The 19,855-nt window shown below is 68.9% G+C and carries 19 protein-coding genes; 7 read left to right on the forward strand and 12 right to left on the reverse strand.

Annotated features, from left to right (window positions below; all coding sequences use genetic code 11):
* Positions 1–62 precede the first annotated feature (62 nt).
* From N5I32_RS12065 to N5I32_RS12080, 4 genes are all read left to right on the forward strand, one after another.
* Positions 63–1,178, forward strand: coding sequence for an FAD-binding protein (locus N5I32_RS12065; protein ID WP_261496129.1), 1,116 nt, complete (start codon positions 63–65; stop codon positions 1,176–1,178).
* On the forward strand, positions 1,178–2,461 hold the full coding sequence (gene glcF / locus N5I32_RS12070) for a glycolate oxidase subunit GlcF (RefSeq protein ID WP_261496130.1): 1,284 nt from the start codon (positions 1,178–1,180) through the stop codon (positions 2,459–2,461). Before N5I32_RS12065 ends, glcF begins: the two co-directional genes overlap by 1 nt.
* Before the next feature lie 77 nt (positions 2,462–2,538).
* A complete protein-coding gene (locus N5I32_RS12075) occupies positions 2,539–3,324 on the forward strand; it encodes a trypsin-like serine peptidase (protein ID WP_261496131.1) in 786 nt (261 codons plus the stop codon).
* Between the two features lie 128 nt (positions 3,325–3,452).
* Positions 3,453–3,917: an Hsp20 family protein gene (locus N5I32_RS12080; RefSeq protein WP_261496132.1), complete on the forward strand. Its 465-nt coding sequence runs from the start codon at positions 3,453–3,455 to the stop codon at positions 3,915–3,917.
* Between the two features lie 150 nt (positions 3,918–4,067).
* Here N5I32_RS12080 and N5I32_RS12085 read toward each other — a convergent pair whose 3' ends face one another.
* The 3 genes from N5I32_RS12085 to N5I32_RS12095 all read right to left on the reverse strand — a co-directional run bounded on the left by N5I32_RS12085 (position 4,068) and on the right by N5I32_RS12095 (position 7,128).
* Positions 4,068–6,152, reverse strand: a complete 2,085-nt coding sequence (locus N5I32_RS12085; protein WP_261496133.1) for a vWA domain-containing protein — start codon at positions 6,150–6,152, stop codon at positions 4,068–4,070.
* Complete coding sequence (locus tag N5I32_RS12090; protein WP_261496673.1) at positions 6,149–6,688, reverse strand: RNA polymerase sigma factor; 540 nt, start codon at positions 6,686–6,688, stop codon at positions 6,149–6,151. Before N5I32_RS12090 ends, N5I32_RS12085 begins: the two co-directional genes overlap by 4 nt.
* A 113-nt stretch (positions 6,689–6,801) precedes the next feature.
* A complete protein-coding gene (locus N5I32_RS12095) occupies positions 6,802–7,128 on the reverse strand; it encodes a hypothetical protein (RefSeq protein ID WP_261496134.1) in 327 nt (108 codons plus the stop codon).
* A 68-nt stretch (positions 7,129–7,196) separates the two neighbouring features.
* On the opposite strand from N5I32_RS12095, the gene N5I32_RS12100 reads away from it, so the two are divergent.
* Entirely contained in the window at positions 7,197–7,934 is a 738-nt protein-coding gene (locus tag N5I32_RS12100; RefSeq protein ID WP_261496135.1) for a helix-turn-helix transcriptional regulator, read from the forward strand.
* A 69-nt stretch (positions 7,935–8,003) separates the two neighbouring features.
* On the opposite strand, the gene N5I32_RS12105 is transcribed toward N5I32_RS12100, so the two are convergent.
* On the reverse strand, positions 8,004–8,486 hold the full coding sequence (locus tag N5I32_RS12105) for a peptidoglycan-binding domain-containing protein (RefSeq protein ID WP_261496136.1): 483 nt from the start codon (positions 8,484–8,486) through the stop codon (positions 8,004–8,006).
* 206 nt (positions 8,487–8,692) lie between these two features.
* The gene (locus tag N5I32_RS12110) at positions 8,693–10,171 is read right to left on the reverse strand and encodes an NAD-dependent succinate-semialdehyde dehydrogenase (protein WP_261496137.1); all 1,479 of its coding nucleotides are present in this window, start codon (positions 10,169–10,171) and stop codon (positions 8,693–8,695) included.
* A gap of 80 nt (positions 10,172–10,251) precedes the next feature.
* Between N5I32_RS12110 and N5I32_RS12115 the strand changes: the two genes are divergently transcribed.
* Positions 10,252–11,040 carry a hormone-sensitive lipase gene (locus N5I32_RS12115; protein ID WP_261496138.1) on the forward strand — a complete coding sequence of 263 codons (789 nt, stop codon included), beginning with the start codon at positions 10,252–10,254 and terminating at the stop codon, positions 11,038–11,040.
* Here N5I32_RS12115 and N5I32_RS12120 read toward each other — a convergent pair whose 3' ends face one another.
* The 7 genes from N5I32_RS12120 to N5I32_RS12150 form a co-directional block, all read right to left on the reverse strand.
* Positions 11,041–11,595, reverse strand: coding sequence for a hypothetical protein (locus N5I32_RS12120; RefSeq protein WP_261496139.1), 555 nt, complete (start codon positions 11,593–11,595; stop codon positions 11,041–11,043). It abuts the gene before it with no gap.
* A gap of 38 nt (positions 11,596–11,633) precedes the next feature.
* Positions 11,634–12,647: a P1 family peptidase gene (locus N5I32_RS12125; RefSeq protein WP_261496140.1), complete on the reverse strand. Its 1,014-nt coding sequence runs from the start codon at positions 12,645–12,647 to the stop codon at positions 11,634–11,636.
* 63 nt (positions 12,648–12,710) lie between these two features.
* Positions 12,711–13,451, reverse strand: coding sequence for an SDR family oxidoreductase (locus N5I32_RS12130; protein WP_261496141.1), 741 nt, complete (start codon positions 13,449–13,451; stop codon positions 12,711–12,713).
* A gap of 44 nt (positions 13,452–13,495) precedes the next feature.
* The gene (locus N5I32_RS12135; protein WP_261496142.1) at positions 13,496–14,944 is read right to left on the reverse strand and encodes an aldehyde dehydrogenase family protein; all 1,449 of its coding nucleotides are present in this window, start codon (positions 14,942–14,944) and stop codon (positions 13,496–13,498) included.
* Positions 14,934–16,553 carry an ABC transporter ATP-binding protein gene (locus N5I32_RS12140; RefSeq protein ID WP_261496143.1) on the reverse strand — a complete coding sequence of 540 codons (1,620 nt, stop codon included), beginning with the start codon at positions 16,551–16,553 and terminating at the stop codon, positions 14,934–14,936. Before N5I32_RS12140 ends, N5I32_RS12135 begins: the two co-directional genes overlap by 11 nt.
* A complete protein-coding gene (locus tag N5I32_RS12145; protein ID WP_261496144.1) occupies positions 16,550–17,362 on the reverse strand; it encodes an ABC transporter permease in 813 nt (270 codons plus the stop codon). Before N5I32_RS12145 ends, N5I32_RS12140 begins: the two co-directional genes overlap by 4 nt.
* Positions 17,359–18,306 (reverse strand): ABC transporter permease, encoded by a 948-nt coding sequence (locus N5I32_RS12150; protein WP_261496145.1) that lies wholly within the window; start codon positions 18,304–18,306, stop codon positions 17,359–17,361. The genes N5I32_RS12145 and N5I32_RS12150 overlap by 4 nt, the downstream gene beginning before the upstream one ends.
* A gap of 283 nt (positions 18,307–18,589) precedes the next feature.
* On the opposite strand from N5I32_RS12150, the gene N5I32_RS12155 reads away from it, so the two are divergent.
* Entirely contained in the window at positions 18,590–19,795 is a 1,206-nt protein-coding gene (locus N5I32_RS12155) for an aminopeptidase P family protein (RefSeq protein WP_261496146.1), read from the forward strand.
* Positions 19,796–19,855 lie beyond the last annotated feature (60 nt).

The raw sequence follows: 19,855 nt of genomic DNA on the forward strand, positions 1-19,855 counted from the left end.
GCGGCGAGGGTTTTCCACTCCCACGCCCCGAAGACTGTTTCCGCAACGAAGAAGGGTGCGACGTGAGGGTATCAGACGAGGCGGAACTGGCAGAAGCGGTGCGTGCCGCCCACGGGGCGCTTGTGGTGCGGGGCGGGGGCACGCGCGACGTCGGCCGTCCCGTGTCTGGCGACGTGATCGACGTCTCCGGTCTGGCGGGGATCAGGCTTTACGAGCCCGGCGCGCTGACGCTCGTGGCCGGGGCGGGCACGCCCCTGGCCGAGGTCGAGGCGACGCTGGCCGCCGAAGGGCAGCGGCTGGCGTTCGAGCCCGCCGACTGGCGCGGGCTTCTGGGCACCGCCGGCGCGCCGACGCTGGGCGGCATGGTGGCCGCGAACGTCTCCGGCCCGCGCCGGGTGCAGGCCGGCGCCTGCCGCGACGCGCTTCTGGGGGTGCGGTTCGTCGACGGGACCGGCGCCGTCGTCAAGAACGGCGGCCGGGTGATGAAGAATGTCACCGGCTATGACCTCTCGCGGCTGCTGGCGGGTTCCTGGGGGACGCTCGGCATCCTGACCGAGATCGGCCTGAAGGTCCTGCCCGCGCCGGAATCCGCGGCGACGCTGGTGATCGAGGGGCTCGACGACCGGCGGGCGTTGCAGGCGATGACGGCCGCGCTGCAATCCCCCTTCGACGTCAGCGGGGCGGCCCACGGTGCGATGGGAACGCTGATCCGGGTCGAGGGGTTTGCGCAGTCGGTGGCCTATCGCGCCGACCGGCTCGCGAAGGTGCTGGCACCCTTCGGAGCCGTCGGGGTGGAGCGCGATCCCGCGCGCATCGCGGCGCTCTGGGCGGCGGTGCGCGATCTGGCGCCGTTCCACGGCACGGCGGGCGATGTCTGGCGCTTTTCGGTCAAGCCTTCCGACGCGCCGGGGCTGGTCGATGACCTGCGCCGCAGGGGGCTGGTGGAGCAGGTGCTCTACGACTGGGGCGGGGGGCTTGTCTGGGTCGAGACAGCGCCGGGCGTGCACCTGCGCCCGGAAGGGCTGAGGGGGCACGCGACGCTGATGCGGGCCTCGGCGGAGACGCGGTCGCGGGTCGCGCCGTTCCAGCCGGAACCCGCCCCGGTGGCCGCGATCACCGCCGGGCTGCGGTCCCGGTTCGATCCCAGGGGCATTCTCAATCCGGGGCGGATGGGCTGATGCAGACGAATTTCACCGAAGACCAGCTGCGCGACCCCGGCATCCAGCGCGCGAACCAGATCCTCCGATCCTGCGTGCATTGCGGGTTCTGCACCGCGACCTGTCCCACCTACCAGGTGCTGGGCGACGAACTGGACAGCCCGCGGGGCCGCATCTACCTGATCAAGGACATGCTGGAGAGCGGGCGGCCCGCCGATGCGAAGACCGTCCGGCACATCGACCGTTGCCTGTCCTGCCTGGCCTGCATGACGACCTGCCCCTCGGGCGTGCACTACATGCACCTGATCGACCACGCCCGCGCGCATGTCGAGGCGACCTATCGCCGGCCCTGGCGCGATCGTGCGCTGCGCTGGGTGCTGGCCAAGGTGATCCCCAATCCGACGGTGTTCCGCCTGTCGCTTCTGGGGGCGAAGATGGCGCGGCCCTTCGCCCGGTTCCTGCCGGATGCGCGGCTGAGGGCGATGGTCGCGATGGCGCCGAAGGTGATCCCGCCGGTCAGCCGCAACGACGATCCGCAGGTCTTTGCGCCAGCGGGCGAACGGCGGATGCGCGTTGCGCTGATGACCGGTTGCGCGCAGAAGGCGCTCAACACCGACATCAACGACGCCACGATCCGGCTGCTTCGCCGTCTGGGCTGCGAGGTGGTGGTGGTGAAGGGGGCAGGGTGCTGCGGCGCGCTGACCCACCACATGGGCCGCACGGACGACAGCCACGCCTCGGCCGAGGCCAACATCCGCGCCTGGATGGAGGAGAAGCGTTCCGGCGGGCTGGATGCGATCGTGATCAACACCAGCGGTTGCGGCACGACGATCAAGGACTACGGCCACATGTTCCGCACCACCCCCCTTGCGGCTGAGGCGGCGGAGGTCGCGGGGCTTGCCTGCGACATCACCGAACTGCTGGTCCGGCTGGCGCCCGCTGCCGCGGCGCCGAAACCGCTGCGCGTGGCCTATCACGCGGCCTGTTCGCTCCAGCACGGGCAGAAGATAAAGACGGCGCCGAAGGATCTGCTCAAGGAGGCGGGTTTCGAGGTGGTGGAGCCGCAGGACGCGCATCTCTGTTGCGGTTCGGCGGGCACCTACAACCTGCTCCAGCCGGAGATTTCGGCGGAGTTGAAGCGGCGCAAGGTCGCGACGCTGGAGGCGAAGGCGCCCGAGGTGATCGCGGCGGGCAACATCGGCTGCATGATGCAGATCGGATCGGGCACGCGGGTGCCTGTCGTCCACACCGTCGAACTCATCGACTGGGCGACCGGGGGACCACGGCCGCGCGCGCTGGGCTGAGGGCTTGCGCTGAACTCATGCGGCCATAATCTTGCCCGAACTGCCGGCCAGTATGCGGGAAGGAACGGGATGGCTGCATGCGCCGCGTGATCTGGACATTGCTTCTGGTACTTCTGCCCCTGGCTGCGCGGGCGGAGGACGCAGCGCTGCGGGCGCTTACCACGCTCGATTCCGTGCGCGGCTGGGAGGCGGTCGGACGGATCGAGATCGGCCACGGGCGCGGCTTCTGCACCGGGACGCTGATCGAGCCCGACCTTGTCCTGACCGCGGCGCACTGCCTGTTCAGCCCCGACACGAAGGCGCTGATGCCGCCCGAGGCGTTCGAGTTCCGCGCGGGATGGCAGACGGGGCATGCCGCCGCGGTGAGGACGGCGCGACGGGTCATGCCGCATCCCGATTACAGGTTCGGGGCGGAAGACTGGGTGTCGCGGGTGTCGGCCGATGTCGCACTGATCGAGCTGGACCTGCCGATTCGGGCGCCCACGGCCAACCCTCTGCCCACGGGCACGAGCCCGCGGCGCGGCGACCGGGTCGCGGTCCTGTCCTACGCGCGCGAACGGGCCGAGACGCCTTCCTTCCAGTCGGAATGCCGGACCCGGGACCGCGCCGAGGGCGTGGTGATCCTGTCCTGCGCGGTCGATTTCGGCGCCTCGGGGTCACCCGTCCTCAGCCTGACGGAAGGTACGCCGCGCATCGTCTCGGTCCTGTCGGGAATGGCGAAGACCGAGGACGGCACCGTGGCGCTGGGCATGTATCTCGACCAGCGGCTTGCAGAGTTGCGCGCGGTCTTCGACCAGACCGGCACGAAGGGCCTGCCGGCGTTCACCAAGGGCACCGCAGGGGCGAAGTTCATCAGCCCCTGACGGGCATGCGGGGTCTTGAAAGGCCGATTTCCGTTCCCCAGATCAATCGGACCGGGGTGCCATGACGGGCTCCGGCAAGGTGCCTTTCCATGTCGGAAGGCTTCAACATCGCTCGATGGAGGATGAACATGCGTACCTATGACTTTGCCCCGCTCTACCGCGCGACCGTCGGCTTTGACCGCGTCGCGGACCTGATGGACCGGGTGCTGTCCACCGATGTGGGCCAGCAGACCTATCCCCCCTACAACATCGAAAAGACGGACGAGAACGCCTATCGCATCTCGATCGCCGTCGCCGGCTTCTCGGCGGACGAGCTGAATGTCGAGGTGAAGGACGGCGCGCTGACCGTTTCCGCCCGCAAGACCGAGGATGAGGCCGGGCGAAAGTACCTTTATCGCGGCATCGCCACGCGGGCGTTCGAACGGCGCTTTGCGCTTGCCGATCACGTGCGCGTCACCGGCGCGAGCCATGTCGACGGCATGCTGCACATCGACCTCGCGCGCGAGGTGCCCGAGGCGCTGAAACCCCGCCGGATCGAGATCGCCCGCGGCGATACGGTCGAGGCAAGGGCGGTCGAGACGGTTACGGCCTGACCGGCCGCCGACCGCCGAATGCGAAGACGGAAGGGCGCGCGCAGGCGCGCCCTTTCCTTTCCCAGGGGCGCAAGACAGGTGGCGCGCCCGCTGCCGTCGCAACGGGCGCTCCGCGGCCTCAGGCGGGAGTGATGCAGGCAAGGAAGACGTTCAGCGCGACAGGCTTTCGGCCAACCGCATGAGACGCACCGCCTCGGCGCGGTAGCCGAACGGGTCATCGCCCCTGGCGTCGTTTGCAAGCGCCACCACGTCGTCCCAGCCCCAGTTCCCCAGGTAGGTCGAGCCGGTCAGAAGCTGGCCCATGCCCGCGATCGCGGCGGCGAAACGGGCGTCGTCATCGGCCTCGCCGGCGATGGCCGATACCGGGGTCTCGACGAGGCGCGAGGTGCTCTCTCCCGGCGCCTTGTAGCGCAGCTTGAGCCAGGCCAGGTCGTCGGTCGGCTGTGGCAGCAGCGATCTTTGCCCGGTGCCGTAGCGCAGGGGATCGTTGAGTACGGCGGGCGAGCCGACCGGCGTCACCTCGTAAAGCGCGGTAACCTGATGGCCCGCCCCGATTTCCCCCGCGTCGACCCGGTCGTTGTTGAAATCCTCCCGCGCGAGGGCGCGCGTTTCGTACCCGATCAGGCGATATTCCGCGACCATCGCCGGGTTGAACTCGATCTGGATCTTGACGTCGTCGGCAATCGGAAAAAGCGCGCCGGACAGCTGGTCGACCAGCACCTTCTGCGCCTCCGACAGGGTGTCGATATAGGCCGCCGTGCCGTTGCCATTCTGGGCAAGCGCCTGCATCGTCGCGTCGTCGAGATTGCCGCGCCCGAAGCCGAGGATGGAAAGGTAGGCGCCGCTGTCGCGCTTGTTCGCGACGAAGGCCTTCAGATCTTCGGGATCGGCGATGCCGACATTGAAATCACCGTCCGTCGCCAGAAGGATGCGGGAGATGCGGCCGTCCCCTCCCATCTCCTCGGCCACCCGGTAGGCAAGTGCGAGCCCCTCGGCGCCTGCGGTCGAGCCACCTGCGTCTAGGCGGTCGAGGGCCGCGAGGATTGCCCCGTGGTCGGTTGCGGGGGTGGGGGGCAGGACCGTTCCGGCGGACCCGGCGTAGGTCACGAGCGCGATCCGATCCTCGGGGCGCAGTTCCGGGAGCATCAGGCGGAAGGACTGCTTCAGGAGCGGCAGCTTGTTGGCGTCCTGCATCGAGCCGGAGGTGTCGATCAGGAAGACGAGGTTCAGCGGCGGGCGGGCATCAAGCGCGGGTTGCGCGCCCTGAATACCGATCCGCAGAAGCTGCGTGTTTTCGTTCCAGGGTGTCCGGAAGAGGTTAACGGCGGCGCGGAAGGGGGCGGCCCCCGGCTTGGGCGCGGGGTAGTCGTAGGGGAAGTAATTCACCATCTCCTCGATGCGCACGGCATCGGCCGGGGGCAGCGTCCCGTTGGCAAGCGACGAACGGAGGATCGACCAGGAGGCGGTGTCGGAGTCGATGGAGAAGGTCGATACGGGATCTTCCGCGGCGATCTTCACCGCGCTCGCGGTGGCGTTCGCGAAGGCCTCGGTATTCGCCTCGGGCAGGGGGGCAAAGGCGTCGGGCGCGGGTTGCAGGATCGTCGACGGTGCGGGCGCCGGGGGTGTGCGCAAGGACTCCGTTCCCGTTGCCCGGAGTTTCTGGAGCGGGGCGGGCCCGGTCGCGGCCTCACCCAAGGGCGCGGCATCGGCAAGGGCCGCTGCGGATTCGGCCTCTTCCCGGGCGGCTGGGGCGAGGCGCGCCCGCTCCTGCGCGGCGACGCCGGGCTCGGGCCCGGTTGCGGCGCTGTCCTCTGCGGCCAGGGGCGCGGCGGGGGGCGCCGCGATCTCGGCGGGCGCCGTCGTGGTCAGTGCGGGGGCGGTCGGCGTGGCGGTGGTTCCGGCCGGAGTTTCGGACGCAGGCACGGCCACGCCACCCGGGCGCGGCAGTCCGTTCTTGAGTGCCGGGTAAACGGAAAGGGCGACGGCGATCACGGCGAAGGAGGCCGTCATAGCCAAGGCCGGGCGGGTTGTCAGCTTCTGGATCATCTCGCGTGCTCCTGTCAGAAAGCCCGCCCTGGCTGGGCGGTCCGACTTGGGACGCACGGTTTCAGCGGTTCCTTGGCTCCGGTCGAAACTTTCCATCGCCCTGGCAAGGGCTGCCGCCCTGGTCGCAGGATCGGGCGCCTGGGGAAGCGCCTCAAGGCCCGCGCGAAGCCGTTGCAGGTCATCGGTCATAGCATTCCCTCCGCCCGCGCAAGCTGCCGCAGGCGCTTCTTCACCTCGCTCATGCGCCAGGCGATGGTTCCTTCCGAGACGCCGAGCACCTCGGCGGCCTCCTTCTGGCTCAGGCCCTCGCCAAGTGTCAGTGCGACCGTGTCCCGCAGTTCCGGCGCCAGTTGTCGCATCGTGGCGGCAAGCCAGTCCTGCGCTTCCGCCTCTTCGGCCATTCCGGCGCGGCGGTTGATCTCCCAGTCGCCCCAGCCGTCGGTGGCCTTCGTCCGCGTGGCGGCCCGGCGCCGGCGGTCGTGGGCGGCGTTGACCGTGACCCGGTAGAGCCAGGTCGTGAACCGCGCCTCCTGCCGGTAGCTCCGCAGCTTGGCGGGAAGTGCGCAGCAGATGTCCTGCGCCAGATCCTCGGCCTCGGCGCGCAGGCCGGTCAGGCGGAAGGCCAGCCCGAATACCATGTCGTAATGCCGGGAGAGGAGGGCCGCGAAAGCCTCGCGGTCTCCGTTCGCGGCGGCAATCGCCAGGGCCTCGTCCGGGGTTTGCATGCGCATGACGGAACTATGACGCAGGCGCGCCGTCAATCCTTGGCATGGCCGCGCGATTTCTTCGGCCCCCGGCCGGGTCGCATCATGCGCGCTGGCCGGGGGCCTTGAACGTCCTACTCGGAAGGATATGCGGCAAGAAGGTGGTAGTGGCTGATCCCGCCGGTCGGGTCGCCGTCGCCCATCTCCATCACCCCGAAATAGGCTCGGCAGGCTTCGGAGGTCATCGCCGTCTGCATCACGGCCTCTGCCGCCGCCGCGTTGCGCCAGTGGACGAGGTCGAGATAGCTGCGGTCGTCAAGCCTCAGCAACTCGCGCCGCAGAAAGCCGCTCTGCCCATCCAGGAAGTCCCGCTGGAATACGGCGGACGCGGTAAGAAGGTCGGCCTCGCTCATCCCTTCGCGCAGCAGGATGCGGGCGGTTTCAACGATTGTTTCGGACATGTTTGCTCCTTTCGTCCCGATGCCGCAGGGATATGGAAATAGATGACATCTTGCGGCATATTTCAGGCATGTCCCGCGCCGGCACCCTGACCCGTCTCGAGCGTCTCGACCTTCTTGCCAGCCGGCTGAAGGCGCAGGAGCCTATGACGGTCGCCGCGATCGCTGAGGAGTTCGGCCTCAGCCGGCGGACGCTGTTCCGCGACCTCGCGATCCTGCGCGATCGCGGGCTGCCGATCGAGGCCGACCGGGGCCGCGGTGGCGGCATCCGGCTGCACCGGACCTGGGGAATCGGGCGCCTGACCCTGTCCTACCGGGAGGCGGTGGAGCTTCTGGTGAGCGTCGCCGTGGCGGAGCGGATGGAAGCGCCCTGGCTGATCGCCAACCTGGCACCCATCCGCCGGAAGCTTGCCGCGTCCTTTTCCCCGGCACTGCGCGACCGCATCGACGGGCTGGCGCAGCGGATCCGCGTTGGCGGCGCGGCCTCGCCCGCCGTCTTGCAGGGGTTTTCCAGACCCGAGGAGAAAAGCGCCGAGGCGCTCTGCCGTGCCTTTCTGGAAATGCGCCTGCTGGGCTTCGACTACACCGACACCGAAGGGTCCGAAAGCCGGCGGCGGGTCGAGCCGCATCACCTGATGCTCAACTATCCGGTTTGGTATCTGGTGGCCTGGGATACCGGCCGGGGTGCGGTCCGCAGTTTCCGGCTGGACCGCATGCGCCGCGCTCAGGTCAAGCCGGAGGAGTTTCGCGCCCGGCCTGCCGCGGTGTTCGCCGACGCCTTCGCGGGGATTGCCGCGGTCGCGTCATGAACCGCCGCGCGGTTCCTGCATGGTCGCGCGGGGCCGGCGTGCCTGCGCCGCACCGGCCCCGGCGACGGATCAGTAGAGCAGGCTGTCGTAGACTTCGAACGCGCCGTTCATCGAGGACAATTTCGCGGTGCCCAGCGTGGCGCCCGCATAACCGGAAACGGCCTGCTGCGTCTGCGGGCCGAAGCTGCCGTCGACCGCGCCGCGATAGTAGCCGTAGGCCCTGAGTTTCGACTGAATCTGGCGCCGCTCGGTTGCGGAGTAGCTGTTGAAGGCGCGCGCGGCCGAGGAGGAGTAGGAGGTCGTCGGCTGTGTCGGCTGGTAGTAGGTCGGCTGCTGATAGGTGGGCGCCTGATAGGTGGGGGTGCGATAGGCCTGCTGGGCCTGCGCCTCGCGGTTCTTCAGGTAGATCGACCCGAGCAGAAGGGCGGCCCCCGCGCCAAGCAGGAAGTTCTTCTCGTTCTTGCCAAGCGCGTGCACCGGCGTGGCGGAGGTGGCGGCGAGCGACAGGGCAGCGGTTGCGGCGATGGCGGCGGTGCGCAGGTTGAACTTCATGGCCTTTCCTTTCGTTGCGTTCGTGGCGCGCTTTCCCAGGTGGCTGCGCCGTGGATGTTCGATGCAGCCAACCTGTGCCCCGGCGCCATGAAAGGCAAAATCGGCGGAATGTTATCGGATTACGGCCGCCGTTCTAAAGCACAAAGCATTGATGCAAAAGGAAACGGGGGCCGTCTGGCCCCCGTTCGTCGCTGTCGTCGGATCGATCAGACCGACAGGCAGATGTACTTCATTTCCAGATAGTCCTCGACCCCGTGGTGGCTGCCTTCCCGGCCGAGGCCCGATTGCTTGACCCCGCCGAAGGGCGCGACCTCGGTCGAGATCAGGCCGGTGTTGACGCCGACCATGCCGTATTCCAGCGCTTCCTGGACGCGGGTGATCCGGCCGATGTCGCGGGCATAGAAGTAGGAGGCCAGCCCGAAGATCGTGTCGTTGGCCAGCCGGATCACCTCTTCCTCGGTCTCGAAGCGGAAAAGCGGGGCGAGGGGGCCGAAGGTTTCTTCGGTCGAAACCTTCATGTCCGGCGTGATGCCGGTGACCACGGTCGGTTCGAAGAACGTCCCGCCAAGGGCATGGCGCTTGCCACCCGTCACGATCCGTCCGCCGCCCGCCAGCGCGTCTGCGATATGCTCCTCGACCTTCTCGACCGCCTTTTCGTTGATCAGGGGGCCGGTGGTCACGCCATCCGCCAGGCCGTCGCCGACATTGAGCTTCTTCACCGCCGCCGCCAGTTTTTCGGCAAAGGCGTCATAGACGCCCGCCTGCACATAGATGCGGTTGGCGCAGACGCAGGTCTGGCCGTTGTTGCGGAACTTGGAGATCATCGCGCCCTCGACCGCCTTGTCGAGATCGGCGTCGTCGAAGACGATGAAGGGCGCGTTCCCGCCAAGCTCCATCGAGCATTTCATGACCTGGTCGGCCGCCTGCTTCAGCAGGATGCGCCCCACTTCGGTCGAGCCGGTGAAGGTCAGCTTGCGCACCGCGTGATTCTCGCAGAACTCCTTGCCAATGTCCGAGGACCGGCTGGAGGTGATGACCGAGAAGACACCGGCCGGCACGCCCGCGCGTTCGGCCAGAAGCGCCATGGCCAGCGCCGACAGCGGCGTTTCCGCGGCGGGCCGCGCAACGAAACCGCAGCCAACGGCAAGCGCCGGGGCGACCTTGCGCGCGATCATCGCGTTGGGGAAGTTCCACGGCGTGATCGAGGCGGCAACCCCGATCGGCTGCTTGATCACGGTGATGCGCTTGTCGCGCTGGTGGCCGGGGATCGTCTCGCCATAGACGCGCTTGGCCTCTTCGGCGAACCATTCGACGAAGGAGGCGCCATAGAGGATCTCGCCCTTGGCCTCGGCCAGCGGCTTGCCCATTTCCGCGGTCAGGATGGCGCCCAGGTCGTCGGCATTGGCAACCATCAGGTCGTACCACTTGCGCAGGACGGCCGCGCGTTCCTTGCCGGTGCGGGTCGCCCATTCGTGCCGCGCCGCATCGGCGGCGGCGATCGCGCGGGCGGTTTCGGCGCGCGACAGGTCCGGAACGGTGCAGATCACATCGCCGCGCGCCGGGTTGGTGACCGCGAAAGTCTTGCCGTCGTCCGCGTCAATCCATTGGCCGGCGACGAAGGCTTTGGTAACCAGAAGCGACGGGTCCTTGAGACGCGCGCGAAGATCGGTGGCGGAATCGAGCATGGCAGCCCCCTCATGTTGCATTTGATCAAATGCACCGGCATGGCGGTTCTGTCCAGCGGTGCAAAGAACGGGTGACGGCGATGAGATATGACGATGCGTTCGCAAATGCAAAATATATTATCAACGGTGCTCAGTTTCCTCATCGCTGGGCCGAGGCTGCGGCGGCCTTCCGCGCCGAACGGGGCGACCGGGCCCGGCTTGGCCTGCCCTACGGCAGCGCCGGGGACGAATGGTTCGACCTCTTCCTGCCCGACACGGAGCCGGTGGGGCTCCTGGTCTTCATCCACGGCGGCTATTGGCGCGCCTTCGGCCCGCGCGACTTTTCCCACCTGGCGGCCGGTGCGGTCGCCCTCGGCTGGGCCTGCGCCCTGCCGGCCTACACGCTCGCGCCAAGGGCTCGAATCAGCGACATCGCCCGCCAGATGACGCGCGCCCTGCCCGTGATGGCCGCCGCCGTCGCCGGTCCCGTGGTGCTGACCGGCCATTCGGCGGGCGGGCACCTGTCGGCGCGGCTGGGCAATGCCGATGTGGAGCTGCCCGGCGATCTGGGCAGCCGCATCCGCCGGATCGTCCCGATATCGCCGCTCTCGGTCCTGCGGCCGCTGATGGAAACGGCGATGAACGCGGACCTGCGGCTCGACCCGGCCGAGGCGCGCGCCGAAAGTCCCGCGTTCCTGCCGCGCCGGCCCGGCTTCGACGCCCACGTCTGGGTCGGCGGCGCGGAACGGCCCGCGTTCCTCGATCAGGCCCGCCGGCTGGGCAATGCCTGGGCCTGCCCGGTGACGATCGACGCGGGCCGCCACCATTTCGACGTGATCGAAGGGCTCGAGGCGCCCGATACGCCGCTCCTGCGGGCCCTTCTGGCGTGACTATCGCCCGAAGTCGGCCAGCGCCGCGAAGTCCATCGACTTTAGAAAGTCGAGCATCGTGGAAAGTTCCCCGCCCGAGGCCTGCACAAGGACACGGTTGCCGATCAGCGCGGTCAGTTCGCCGTTCTGGTTCATGAACTTCTCGCGCCCGACACGCTCGATCTTGGCTCCCATGACCGCGGCATTGGGGATCATTCCCGCCAGCGCCGTCACCATCGGGTTGTCCATCATCAGGCGCAGGGTGAATTCGTCCGTCCCGGTGTTGTAGGTCGCTTCCGCTCCGACGCCTCCACCCATCATCGCCAGCCCGGTGTTCATTTCCTCGTTGATGGTGCGGGTCCAGCCTTCCGGAGCTTCGGGAAGGAAGGCGCGAAGCGATTCGGTCTTCTGCGACAGGAGCAGTTGCTGCGCATACGCCAGCTCCTCAAGCGCGTATTGCACGTCGCCGCCCTGATAGGCCGAGATCGCGGAGTTCAGCGTGTCGACCACCTCGTCAGCGGCGGCCGGCACGGCGCAGAGCAGCGTCGTTGCGAATGCGGCTATCGGTTTCATCATCCTGGTCCTCCTGGTCCTCCTGGTTGTCGTGATTGTCGTCACCGGTCCTCCGCCCCGCCGGGCGCGCCGAACCGCTCCCGCCACGCGGGCAGAAGGTCGCCCGGGCGTGGCTCGGCCAGATAGATCGCCCGTGCGATGGCGCGGGACAGGCAGACGGCCGCCGCATGCCCCAGGCGGAAGGGGCCGACAACCGGATCGGACAGGGGGTGCAGCCCGGTCGCCGCGGCAAAGACCAGATCGCCGTCCAAGGGCGTGTGCGAGGGGACGATGGCGCGCGCCATGCCGTCATGCGCCGCCACCGCCATCCGCTGCGCCTCGGCCCGGGTCAGGCGGGCATCGGTCGCGACGATGGCGATGGTCGTCGCCGCCCCCGGTCGCTTGTCGGGCAGGGGTTCGTCGCCTGGATCGGACAGTCTGCCAGGGCCAAGACCGCCGAACTCCGCCTGCATTTCCCAGGGCGCCGCCCAGAACTCCGGCCCGTCGCCCACGGTGACCGAACCGAGCGCGTTGACCGCGACCAGCGCGCCCACGGTCGTCCCGTCGTCCAGAACGACGGAGGCCGATCCAAGACCTCCCTTCAGGCCCTTCACCGTCGCCCCGGTGCCCGCACCGGCGGTCCCCAGTGCGAAATCGTGCGCCGCCGCTCCCAGCGCGCGGACCCCGAGCGCCCGATAGGGATTGTCGCACCAGCCCTTGTCGCCCCCGTTCAAGAGGTCGAACAGGATTGCCGCGGGCACGATCGGAACCTTCTGTCCTCCCACGTCGAACCCCCGGCCCGCCGCGCGCAGGGCGTCCGCCACCCCCGACGCGGCATCGAGCCCCAGCGCCGAGCCGCCCGACAGGACCAGCGCATCGACCTCTTGCACCAGCCGGTCCGGCGCCAGCAGATCGGTCTCCCGCGTTCCCGGTGCCCCGCCCATGACATGGACCGCCGCAACGAACGGCCGCTCGCCCACCAGAACGGTCACGCCGGTCCGGACCGCATGGTCCTCGGCATTGCCGACCAAAAGCCCGGCGACATCCGTGATCAGGTTTGCAGGCCCGGGCCGCATCGCTTCCCCTTCTTCTTTTCCCAAGTATCCCGGGGGTCCGGGGGCAGCGCCCCCGGCCCGCTCTCAGATGCAGCGCCCGCCATCCACCTCAAGCGCCACACCCGTGATCATCGCGGCTTCGTCCGAACACAAGAACACCGCCGCATGGCCCATATCTTCGGGCGTCGAGAAGCGCCCGATCGGAATCGTGGACAGGAACTTCGCCCGCATCTCCGGCGTGTCCTCTCCCATGAAGCTCTTCAGGAGCGGTGTTTCCCCCGCCACCGGACAGATCGCGTTGACGCGGACGCCCTTCGGCGCCAGTTCCACCGCCATCGTTTTCGTCGCGGTGATCATCCACCCTTTCGAGGCGTTGTACCAGTTCAGCCGCGGCCGCGGGCTCAGCCCCGCCGTGGAGGCGACATTGAGGATGGCGCCCGACCCGCGCCGCGCCATCGCCGGGACGAAGGTGCGCGCGGTCAGGTAGACGGACTTGCAGTTGACGGCGAAGACGCGGTCGAAATCGGCCTCGCTCACCTCTTCCAGGGGGGCGGGCAGGTGGGTGACGCCAGCATTGTTGACCAGGATGTCAGGCGTACCGAATGTCGCGACCGCATCCTCGGCAAGGGCGGCGACGCTGCCTGAGTCTGCGACGTCGACGCAGTACGCGCGCCCGCCGATCTCCGCCGCCACCGCCTCCGCTGCCGCGAGATTGATGTCGGCGACAAGCACGCGCGCGCCCTCGGCGGCGAATCGGCGCGCGATGCCCGCGCCGAACCCCGATCCCGCGCCGGTCACGATCGCCATCTTTCCCTCAAGCCGCACGCTGGCCCTCCCTTGCTGTCCTGCCCTCCGCTCAGCCATGTCGCTCAACCATGTCGGGCGGCCACGGTCTTGAGCGTGGAGAACCCGTACAGCGCCTCGAAGCCCTTTTCGCGACCGTGGCCGGATTTTCCCCTGCCGCCGAACGGCAGTTCAACCCCGCCGCCCGCGCCGTAGTTGTTGAGGAAGACCTGCCCCGCGCGAAGCCGTTTCGCAAGCCGCATCTGCCGGGCGCCGTCCGCCGTCCAGACCGCGGCGACAAGGCCGTAGTCGGTGCCGTTGGCGATGGCCACCGCCTCGTCCTCGTCCTCGAAGGGCAGGACGACCTGCGCGGGTCCGAAGATCTCCTCCCGGGCAAGGCGGTGGTCGGGGGAAATGCCCTCGATCAGCAGGGGCGCGACGTAGTGGCCACCGGCCGGAAGATCGCCCGGCAGGGGCGCACGGGCGGCGATCCGCGCGGGATCGGCCAGCGCCAGGTAGCCCTCAACCACCGCCTTCTGCCGCGCCGAGATGAGCGGGCCGAGGTCGCGGTCCGCAAGCGCCGGCCCGACAGAAAGCGCGCGGTATCGTTCGGCCATGCGCGCAACCACTTCGGCGTAGCGCGGCCGTTCGACCAGGATGCGCGAGGCCGCCGAACAGGTCTGGCCCGCGTTCTGGATGCCCGCGTTCACGAGAAAGGGCAGCGCCTCGTCGAGATCGGCATCGGCAAAGACGATCTGCGGCGACTTCCCCCCGAGTTCGAGCGTCACCGGGACAATGTTGCGCGCGGCCGCCGCCTGCACCAGCGCGCCGGTGCCGACCGATCCGGTGAAGCTGAGGTGATGGACGCCGGGATGGGCGGCAAGGGCCGCGCCCGCCTCCTCGCCCAGGCCGGTGACGACATTGAGCGCGCCGGGTGGCAGGCCCGCCTCGACCGCGATCCGCGCGAAGGCGAGCGCGGTGAGCGAGGCTTCCTCCGCCGGCTTGAGGACGCAGGCATTGCCCATGGCAAGCGCCGCGCCGACCGAACGGCCGACGATCTGCATCGGATAGTTCCAGGGCACCACATGGCCGGTGACGCCGTGCGGCTCTCGCAGGGTGTAGACGGTGTAGCCGTCGAGATAGGGGATGGTGTCGCCCATCACCTTGTCCGCGGCCCCGCCGTAGAACTCCATGTAGCGGGCAAGTGACAGCGCGTCGGCGCGCGCCTGTTTCAGGGGCTTGCCGACGTCGGTAGCCTCGAGAATCGCGAGATCCTCGACGCGTTCGAGGATCCGTCGTCCGATGCGTGACAGCACGCGACCACGCTCGGCCGCCGGCATGCGGCCCCAGTCGCCCCCCCGCGCGGTTTCGGCGGCGGCGACGGCCGCGTCGATGTCGGCGGTGCTGCCGCGGGCGATGGCCCCGATCTCGGACCCCGTCGAGGGGTCCTCGACCGGCAGCGTCCCGGACGCCGGGCGCCATACCCCGCCGATCAGCATCTGTGACGGATCGAACCAGAGGTGGTCAGGGGGCATGGGCAGGCTCCTTCCAGTCGGCGGGAATCGTCGGCGTCGACGCGGCGAGACGTTGCGTGCAGGGGTGGGCGGGCCGGGCCAGGACCTGCCCGGTCGGCCCTTCCTCGACGATGCGGCCCGCCTGCATGACGAGAACGCGGTCGGTCACGGCACGCACGACCGACAGATCGTGGCTGATGAACAGATAGGCCATGCCGTGATCCTGCCGAAGCCGGGCCAGAAGGTCGAGCACCTGCGCGCGCACCCGCACGTCGAGCGCCGAGACCGCTTCGTCGAGGATGATGAGGTCGGGGCGGATGATCAGCGCACGCGCGATCGCGATCCGCTGGCGCTGGCCGCCGGAAAATTCGTGGATGAACCGGTGCCGGTCCGCAGGGTCCAGCCCGACCTCCTGCAGGGCGGCGGCGATGCGGGCGTCGGCGTCGCGCGGCCGGCCGGTCAGATGGAACGGCTCGCCCACCAGGCGGTCGACACGATGGCGCGGGTTGAAGCTTCCGTAGGGGTCCTGGAACACCACCTGCACCCGGGCGCGCAGGGTGGGCGACATGGTGCGCCCCGCGGTGACATCGGACCCGCCAAGGCGGATGGTGCCGCCCTGCAGCGGATCAAGCCCCAGGATGGCACGCGTCAGCGTCGACTTGCCGCAACCGGATTCGCCGACAAGGCCCACGCTTTCGCCCGGGGCAATGTCGAAGCTGACCCCGTTGACGGCGCGCAGGCGCGGGTGGGGGGCGAAGGGTGCGCTCCGGGGCAGCAGGTATTCGCGCACAGCGCCTCGCACCGAAAGGATCGGTTCGGCTGCGGCCGCCGTGCCGGCGGGCGCGGGCCGGACGGGCCGAACGGGCCGGTGGTCGGAGGCCGCAAGCAGGCTGCGGGTGTAGTCCTGCCGCGGCGCGCGGAACAGCGCCTCGGTCGCGCCGGTTTCCACGATCCGCCCCTTCTGCATCACCGCCAGCCGCCGCGCCTGCCCCGCGATCACGGCAAGGTCGTGGGTGATGAGCAGGAGCGCCAGTCCCTCCTCCCGGACAAGACCGGCGAGCAGGTCGAGGATCTGCGCCTGCGTCGTCACGTCGAGCGCGGTCGTCGGCTCATCGGCGATCAGGAGGCGGGGGCGCAGCGCGATGGCCATCGCGATCGCCACCCGCTGGCGTTGCCCGCCGGACAGTTCGTGCGGGTAGAGACCGGGCGAAAAGCGATCCGCAGGCAGGCCCACGCGGGCCAGCCTGTCGCGCGCCACCGCCTGCGCCTGCCCGCGCGGGGCCGCGCGATGGACCAGCAGGGTTTCGGCCACCTGGTCGCCGATCGTCTTCATCGGGTTGAGCGCCGTCATCGGCTCCTGGAAGATCATGCCGATGTCGCGCCCCCGGATCCGGGTCAGGTCGCGTTCGGACAGGGACAGAAGGTCGCGCCCGGCAAGGTTCACCTGTCCGCGGGGATGGGCGCCCACTGGCAGCAGACCCATGATCGCCAGCGCCGTCATCGACTTGCCAGACCCGCTTTCGCCGACCAGGCCGAAGACCTCGCCCGGCGCGATGTCGAACGAGATCCCGTCCAGAACGGGCGTCTGGCCAAGGGCAAGCGACAGGTCGCGAACGGCGAGCAGGGTCATGCGCGCGGCCTCAGGCGTGGGTCGAGAAGGTCGCGCAGCCCGTCGCCCAGAAGGTTGAGTCCGAAGACGGTAAACACGATGGCAAGCCCCGGAAAGAGCGCGACATGCGGCGCAAGCGTCACCATCGTCTGCGCCTCGGCCAGCATCCGGCCCCAGCTTGGCGTGGGCGGTTGCGCGCCAAGGCCGACGTAGGACAGCCCCGCCTCGGCCAGGATGCCGAGCGAGAACTGGATCGTCCCCTGCACGATCAGCAGGTTCGCGATGTTGGGCAGGACATGCTCGACCGAGATGCGCGCGGCCCCCTTTCCCGCGACCTCGGCCGCGCGGATGAAGTCGAGCGTCCAGAGGCCGAGCGCGCCACCCCGCGTCACCCGCGCGAAGACCGGGATGTTGAAGATGCCGATGGCGAGGATCGCGTTGACGGCCGAGGGGCCGAAGACCGCGGTGATCAGGATCGCGATGACGAGGGAGGGAAAGGCAAAGACGAGGTCGTTGCAGCGCATCACCACCTCGTCGACCCAGCCGCCCCGGCGCGCGGCGGCCAGAAGGCCGAGCGGCACGCCAAGGCCCATGCCGATGCCCACCGCGACAAGCGCCACCGCGATCGAGGTGCGCGCGCCCGCCATCAGCATCGACGCGATGTCGCGTCCGAAGTGATCAGTGCCCAGCCAGTGCGCGGCAGAGGGGGGCTTCAGCCTGTCGGCGATGGACAGGGCGGTGACGTCGTAGGGCGTCCAGACCAGCGACACCGCCGCCGCGAGAGCAGCCGCAAGGGCCAGGCCAAGGCCGAGGGAGAGCGATGGCCTCATGCGCGGCGCCTCAGCCGGGGGTCGATGGCGGCGTAGGCCAGATCGACGGCGAAGGTCACGACGATCACGGCGAAGACCAGGATCATCACGACCGATTCCACCACGATCAGGTCACGCTGGGTGATCGCCTGGAAGATCAGTCGGCCAAGGCCGGGCAGGTAGAAGACATTCTCGATGATGATGGCGCCGGCCAGCAGGAAGGAAAACTGCATACCGAGAATGGTCATCACCGGAATCATCGCGTTCCTGAGCGCGTGGCGCAGCATTGTCTGGCCCCGCGTCAGCCCCTTGGCGCGGGCGGTGCGGATGAAATCCTGCCCCTCGGTCTCGATCAGGGCGGACCGCAGCACGCGGGCAAGGATCGCGGCCTGCGGCAGCGCGAGAGCGATGGCCGGCAGGGTGAGCGCGGCAACGCCCGGCGCGATGCCCCCTTCCCATCCCGGAAAGCCGCCCGCCGGGAAGATCTGCCAGTGGAGCGCGAAGACGAGGACCAGCAGCATCGCGAACCAGAAGTTAGGCAGCGCGATCCCCAGTTGCGTCGCCCCCATCACGGTGGCATCCGCGATCCGGCCGCGCCGCGCGGCGGCCAGAAGTCCGGCGGGAAAGGCGACAAGGGCGGTCAGGGCAAGGGCGTAGGCCGCCAGCGGCAACGACACCGTGAGCCGCTGCGCGACAAGGTCCGACACCGGCACCTTGTAGGTGTAGGACAGGCCGAAATCGCCGCGCGCCATGCCCGCGATCCAGGAAAGGTAGCGTTCGGGCGGCGCGGCATCGAGGCCAAGCTGCGTGCGCAGCGCGGCGACGGTTTCCGCGCTCGCTTTCAGGCCCAGCATGTAGGAGGCGGGATCGCCGGGCACGATCTCGATCACGGCGAAGATCACGAGGCTGGCCGCGACAAGGCTCAGCACCAGGGATACCAGTCGTCCGAGAAGATAGCGGCGCATCGCGGATCCTTTCCGCCGCGAAGGCTAGGCGCAAGCGGCGCGCCGGTCCAGCGACCACATGCGCCGGAATCGACCTGCGACCCGGTCGCTTGCGGCAGGATATGTCGCTTTTCGACGCGCGAACCGGGCAGGGTGGCGTTATTGCAGCGGCAGGCCGTGGCGATGGCGTCGCCACAGGGGGCATCCCCGACGCTTGCGGAGAATTCCGCCCAAGTCCTGTACGCCGGGACCTTTCGAGGGTCCGCGCGTCAGTTTCGGACCCCTTCAAGTGAGGTCTGAACCGATGACGGAACGTCCGCAGCAATACCGTTTCCACCAGGGCGAGAAGATCCTGCCCTTTGCCGCCTCGGAATACGAGGCGCGCCTGGCCGGCCTGCGCCGCAGCATGGCCGAACTGGGCGTCGATGCCTGCGTGCTCACCTCCATGCACAACATTTCCTACTACTCCGGCTTCCTCTACTGCTCGTTCGGGAGGCCCTATGGCCTGGTGGTGACGGCGACGCAGGACGTGACCATCAGCGCGGGGATCGACGCGGCGCAGCCCTGGCGGCGCTGCCATGGCGACAACATCACCTATACCGACTGGCAGCGCGACAACTACTGGCGCGCGATCCTGTCGGTGACGGGGCCGGGCAAGGTCATCGGCTATGAGGCCGACCACCTGACGCTTCTGCAGTCCGACAAGCTGAAAGCCTTCCTGTCGCCGTCGAAGACGCTCGACATCGCGCCGGCGACGATGAAGCAGCGGATGATGAAGTCGCCCGCCGAAATCGCGCTGATCCGCGCCGGTGCCAACACCGCCGACGTCGGCGGCTATGCCATCCGCGAGGCGGTGGCGGTGGGCGCGCGCGAGATCGACGTGGCGATGGCCGGCCGCGACGCGATGGAGCGCGAGATTGCCCGGCGTTTCCCGGATGCCGAATACCGCGACACCTGGGTGTGGTTCCAGTCGGGGATCAACACCGACGGCGCCCACAACCCGGTCACCGCGCGCCGGCTGGAAGTGGGCGACATCCTGTCGCTCAACACCTTCCCGATGATCTCGGGCTACTACACCGCGCTGGAACGCACGATGTTCGTGCGCGAGGTCGACGCCGCGTCCCTGAAGATCTGGGAAGCCAACGTGGCCGCGCACGAATACGGCATGAGCCTTCTGAAGCCGGGCGTGTCCTGCGCCGAGGTCACCGCGAAGATCAACGACTTCTTCGAGGAGCGCCAATTGCTCCAGTACCGGACCTTCGGCTACGGCCATTCGTTCGGCGTGCTGTCGCACTACTACGGCCGCGAGGCGGGGCTGGAACTGCGCGAGGATATCGACACGGTCCTGGAACCGGGCATGGTCATCTCGATGGAGCCGATGCTGACGATCCCCGAAGGCCAGCCCGGCGCCGGCGGATACCGTGAGCACGACATCCTCCTCATCACCGAGGACGGGAACGAGGACATCACCCACTATCCCTACGGGCCGGGTTTCAACGTCATCGGCTGATCCCGCAAGTTGCAGCCTGAAGTCGTGGCAAAACCTTCGCAACGGGTTCACACGACTGTC

The organism is Albidovulum sediminis (assembly GCF_025380365.1).
GTDB lineage: Bacteria > Pseudomonadota > Alphaproteobacteria > Rhodobacterales > Rhodobacteraceae > Albidovulum > Albidovulum sediminis.

Coding starts and splice junctions, on each gene's coding strand:
- N5I32_RS12080 (WP_261496132.1), top strand. CDS start 3,453: ATGCGTACCTATGACTTTGCCCCGCTCTACCGCGCGACCGTCGGCTTT.
- N5I32_RS12110 (WP_261496137.1), bottom strand. CDS start 10,171: ATGCTCGATTCCGCCACCGATCTTCGCGCGCGTCTCAAGGACCCGTCG.
- N5I32_RS12125 (WP_261496140.1), bottom strand. CDS start 12,647: ATGCGGCCCGGGCCTGCAAACCTGATCACGGATGTCGCCGGGCTTTTG.
- N5I32_RS12155 (WP_261496146.1), top strand. CDS start 18,590: ATGACGGAACGTCCGCAGCAATACCGTTTCCACCAGGGCGAGAAGATC.
- N5I32_RS12095 (WP_261496134.1), bottom strand. CDS start 7,128: ATGTCCGAAACAATCGTTGAAACCGCCCGCATCCTGCTGCGCGAAGGG.
- N5I32_RS12135 (WP_261496142.1), bottom strand. CDS start 14,944: ATGCCCCCTGACCACCTCTGGTTCGATCCGTCACAGATGCTGATCGGC.
- N5I32_RS12090 (WP_261496673.1), bottom strand. CDS start 6,688: ATGCAAACCCCGGACGAGGCCCTGGCGATTGCCGCCGCGAACGGAGAC.
- N5I32_RS12140 (WP_261496143.1), bottom strand. CDS start 16,553: ATGACCCTGCTCGCCGTTCGCGACCTGTCGCTTGCCCTTGGCCAGACG.
- N5I32_RS12100 (WP_261496135.1), top strand. CDS start 7,197: ATGTCCCGCGCCGGCACCCTGACCCGTCTCGAGCGTCTCGACCTTCTT.
- N5I32_RS12150 (WP_261496145.1), bottom strand. CDS start 18,306: ATGCGCCGCTATCTTCTCGGACGACTGGTATCCCTGGTGCTGAGCCTT.
- N5I32_RS12145 (WP_261496144.1), bottom strand. CDS start 17,362: ATGAGGCCATCGCTCTCCCTCGGCCTTGGCCTGGCCCTTGCGGCTGCT.
- N5I32_RS12120 (WP_261496139.1), bottom strand. CDS start 11,595: ATGATGAAACCGATAGCCGCATTCGCAACGACGCTGCTCTGCGCCGTG.
- N5I32_RS12115 (WP_261496138.1), top strand. CDS start 10,252: ATGAGATATGACGATGCGTTCGCAAATGCAAAATATATTATCAACGGT.
- N5I32_RS12105 (WP_261496136.1), bottom strand. CDS start 8,486: ATGAAGTTCAACCTGCGCACCGCCGCCATCGCCGCAACCGCTGCCCTG.
- glcF (WP_261496130.1), top strand. CDS start 1,178: ATGCAGACGAATTTCACCGAAGACCAGCTGCGCGACCCCGGCATCCAG.
- N5I32_RS12075 (WP_261496131.1), top strand. CDS start 2,539: ATGCGCCGCGTGATCTGGACATTGCTTCTGGTACTTCTGCCCCTGGCT.
- N5I32_RS12085 (WP_261496133.1), bottom strand. CDS start 6,152: ATGACCGATGACCTGCAACGGCTTCGCGCGGGCCTTGAGGCGCTTCCC.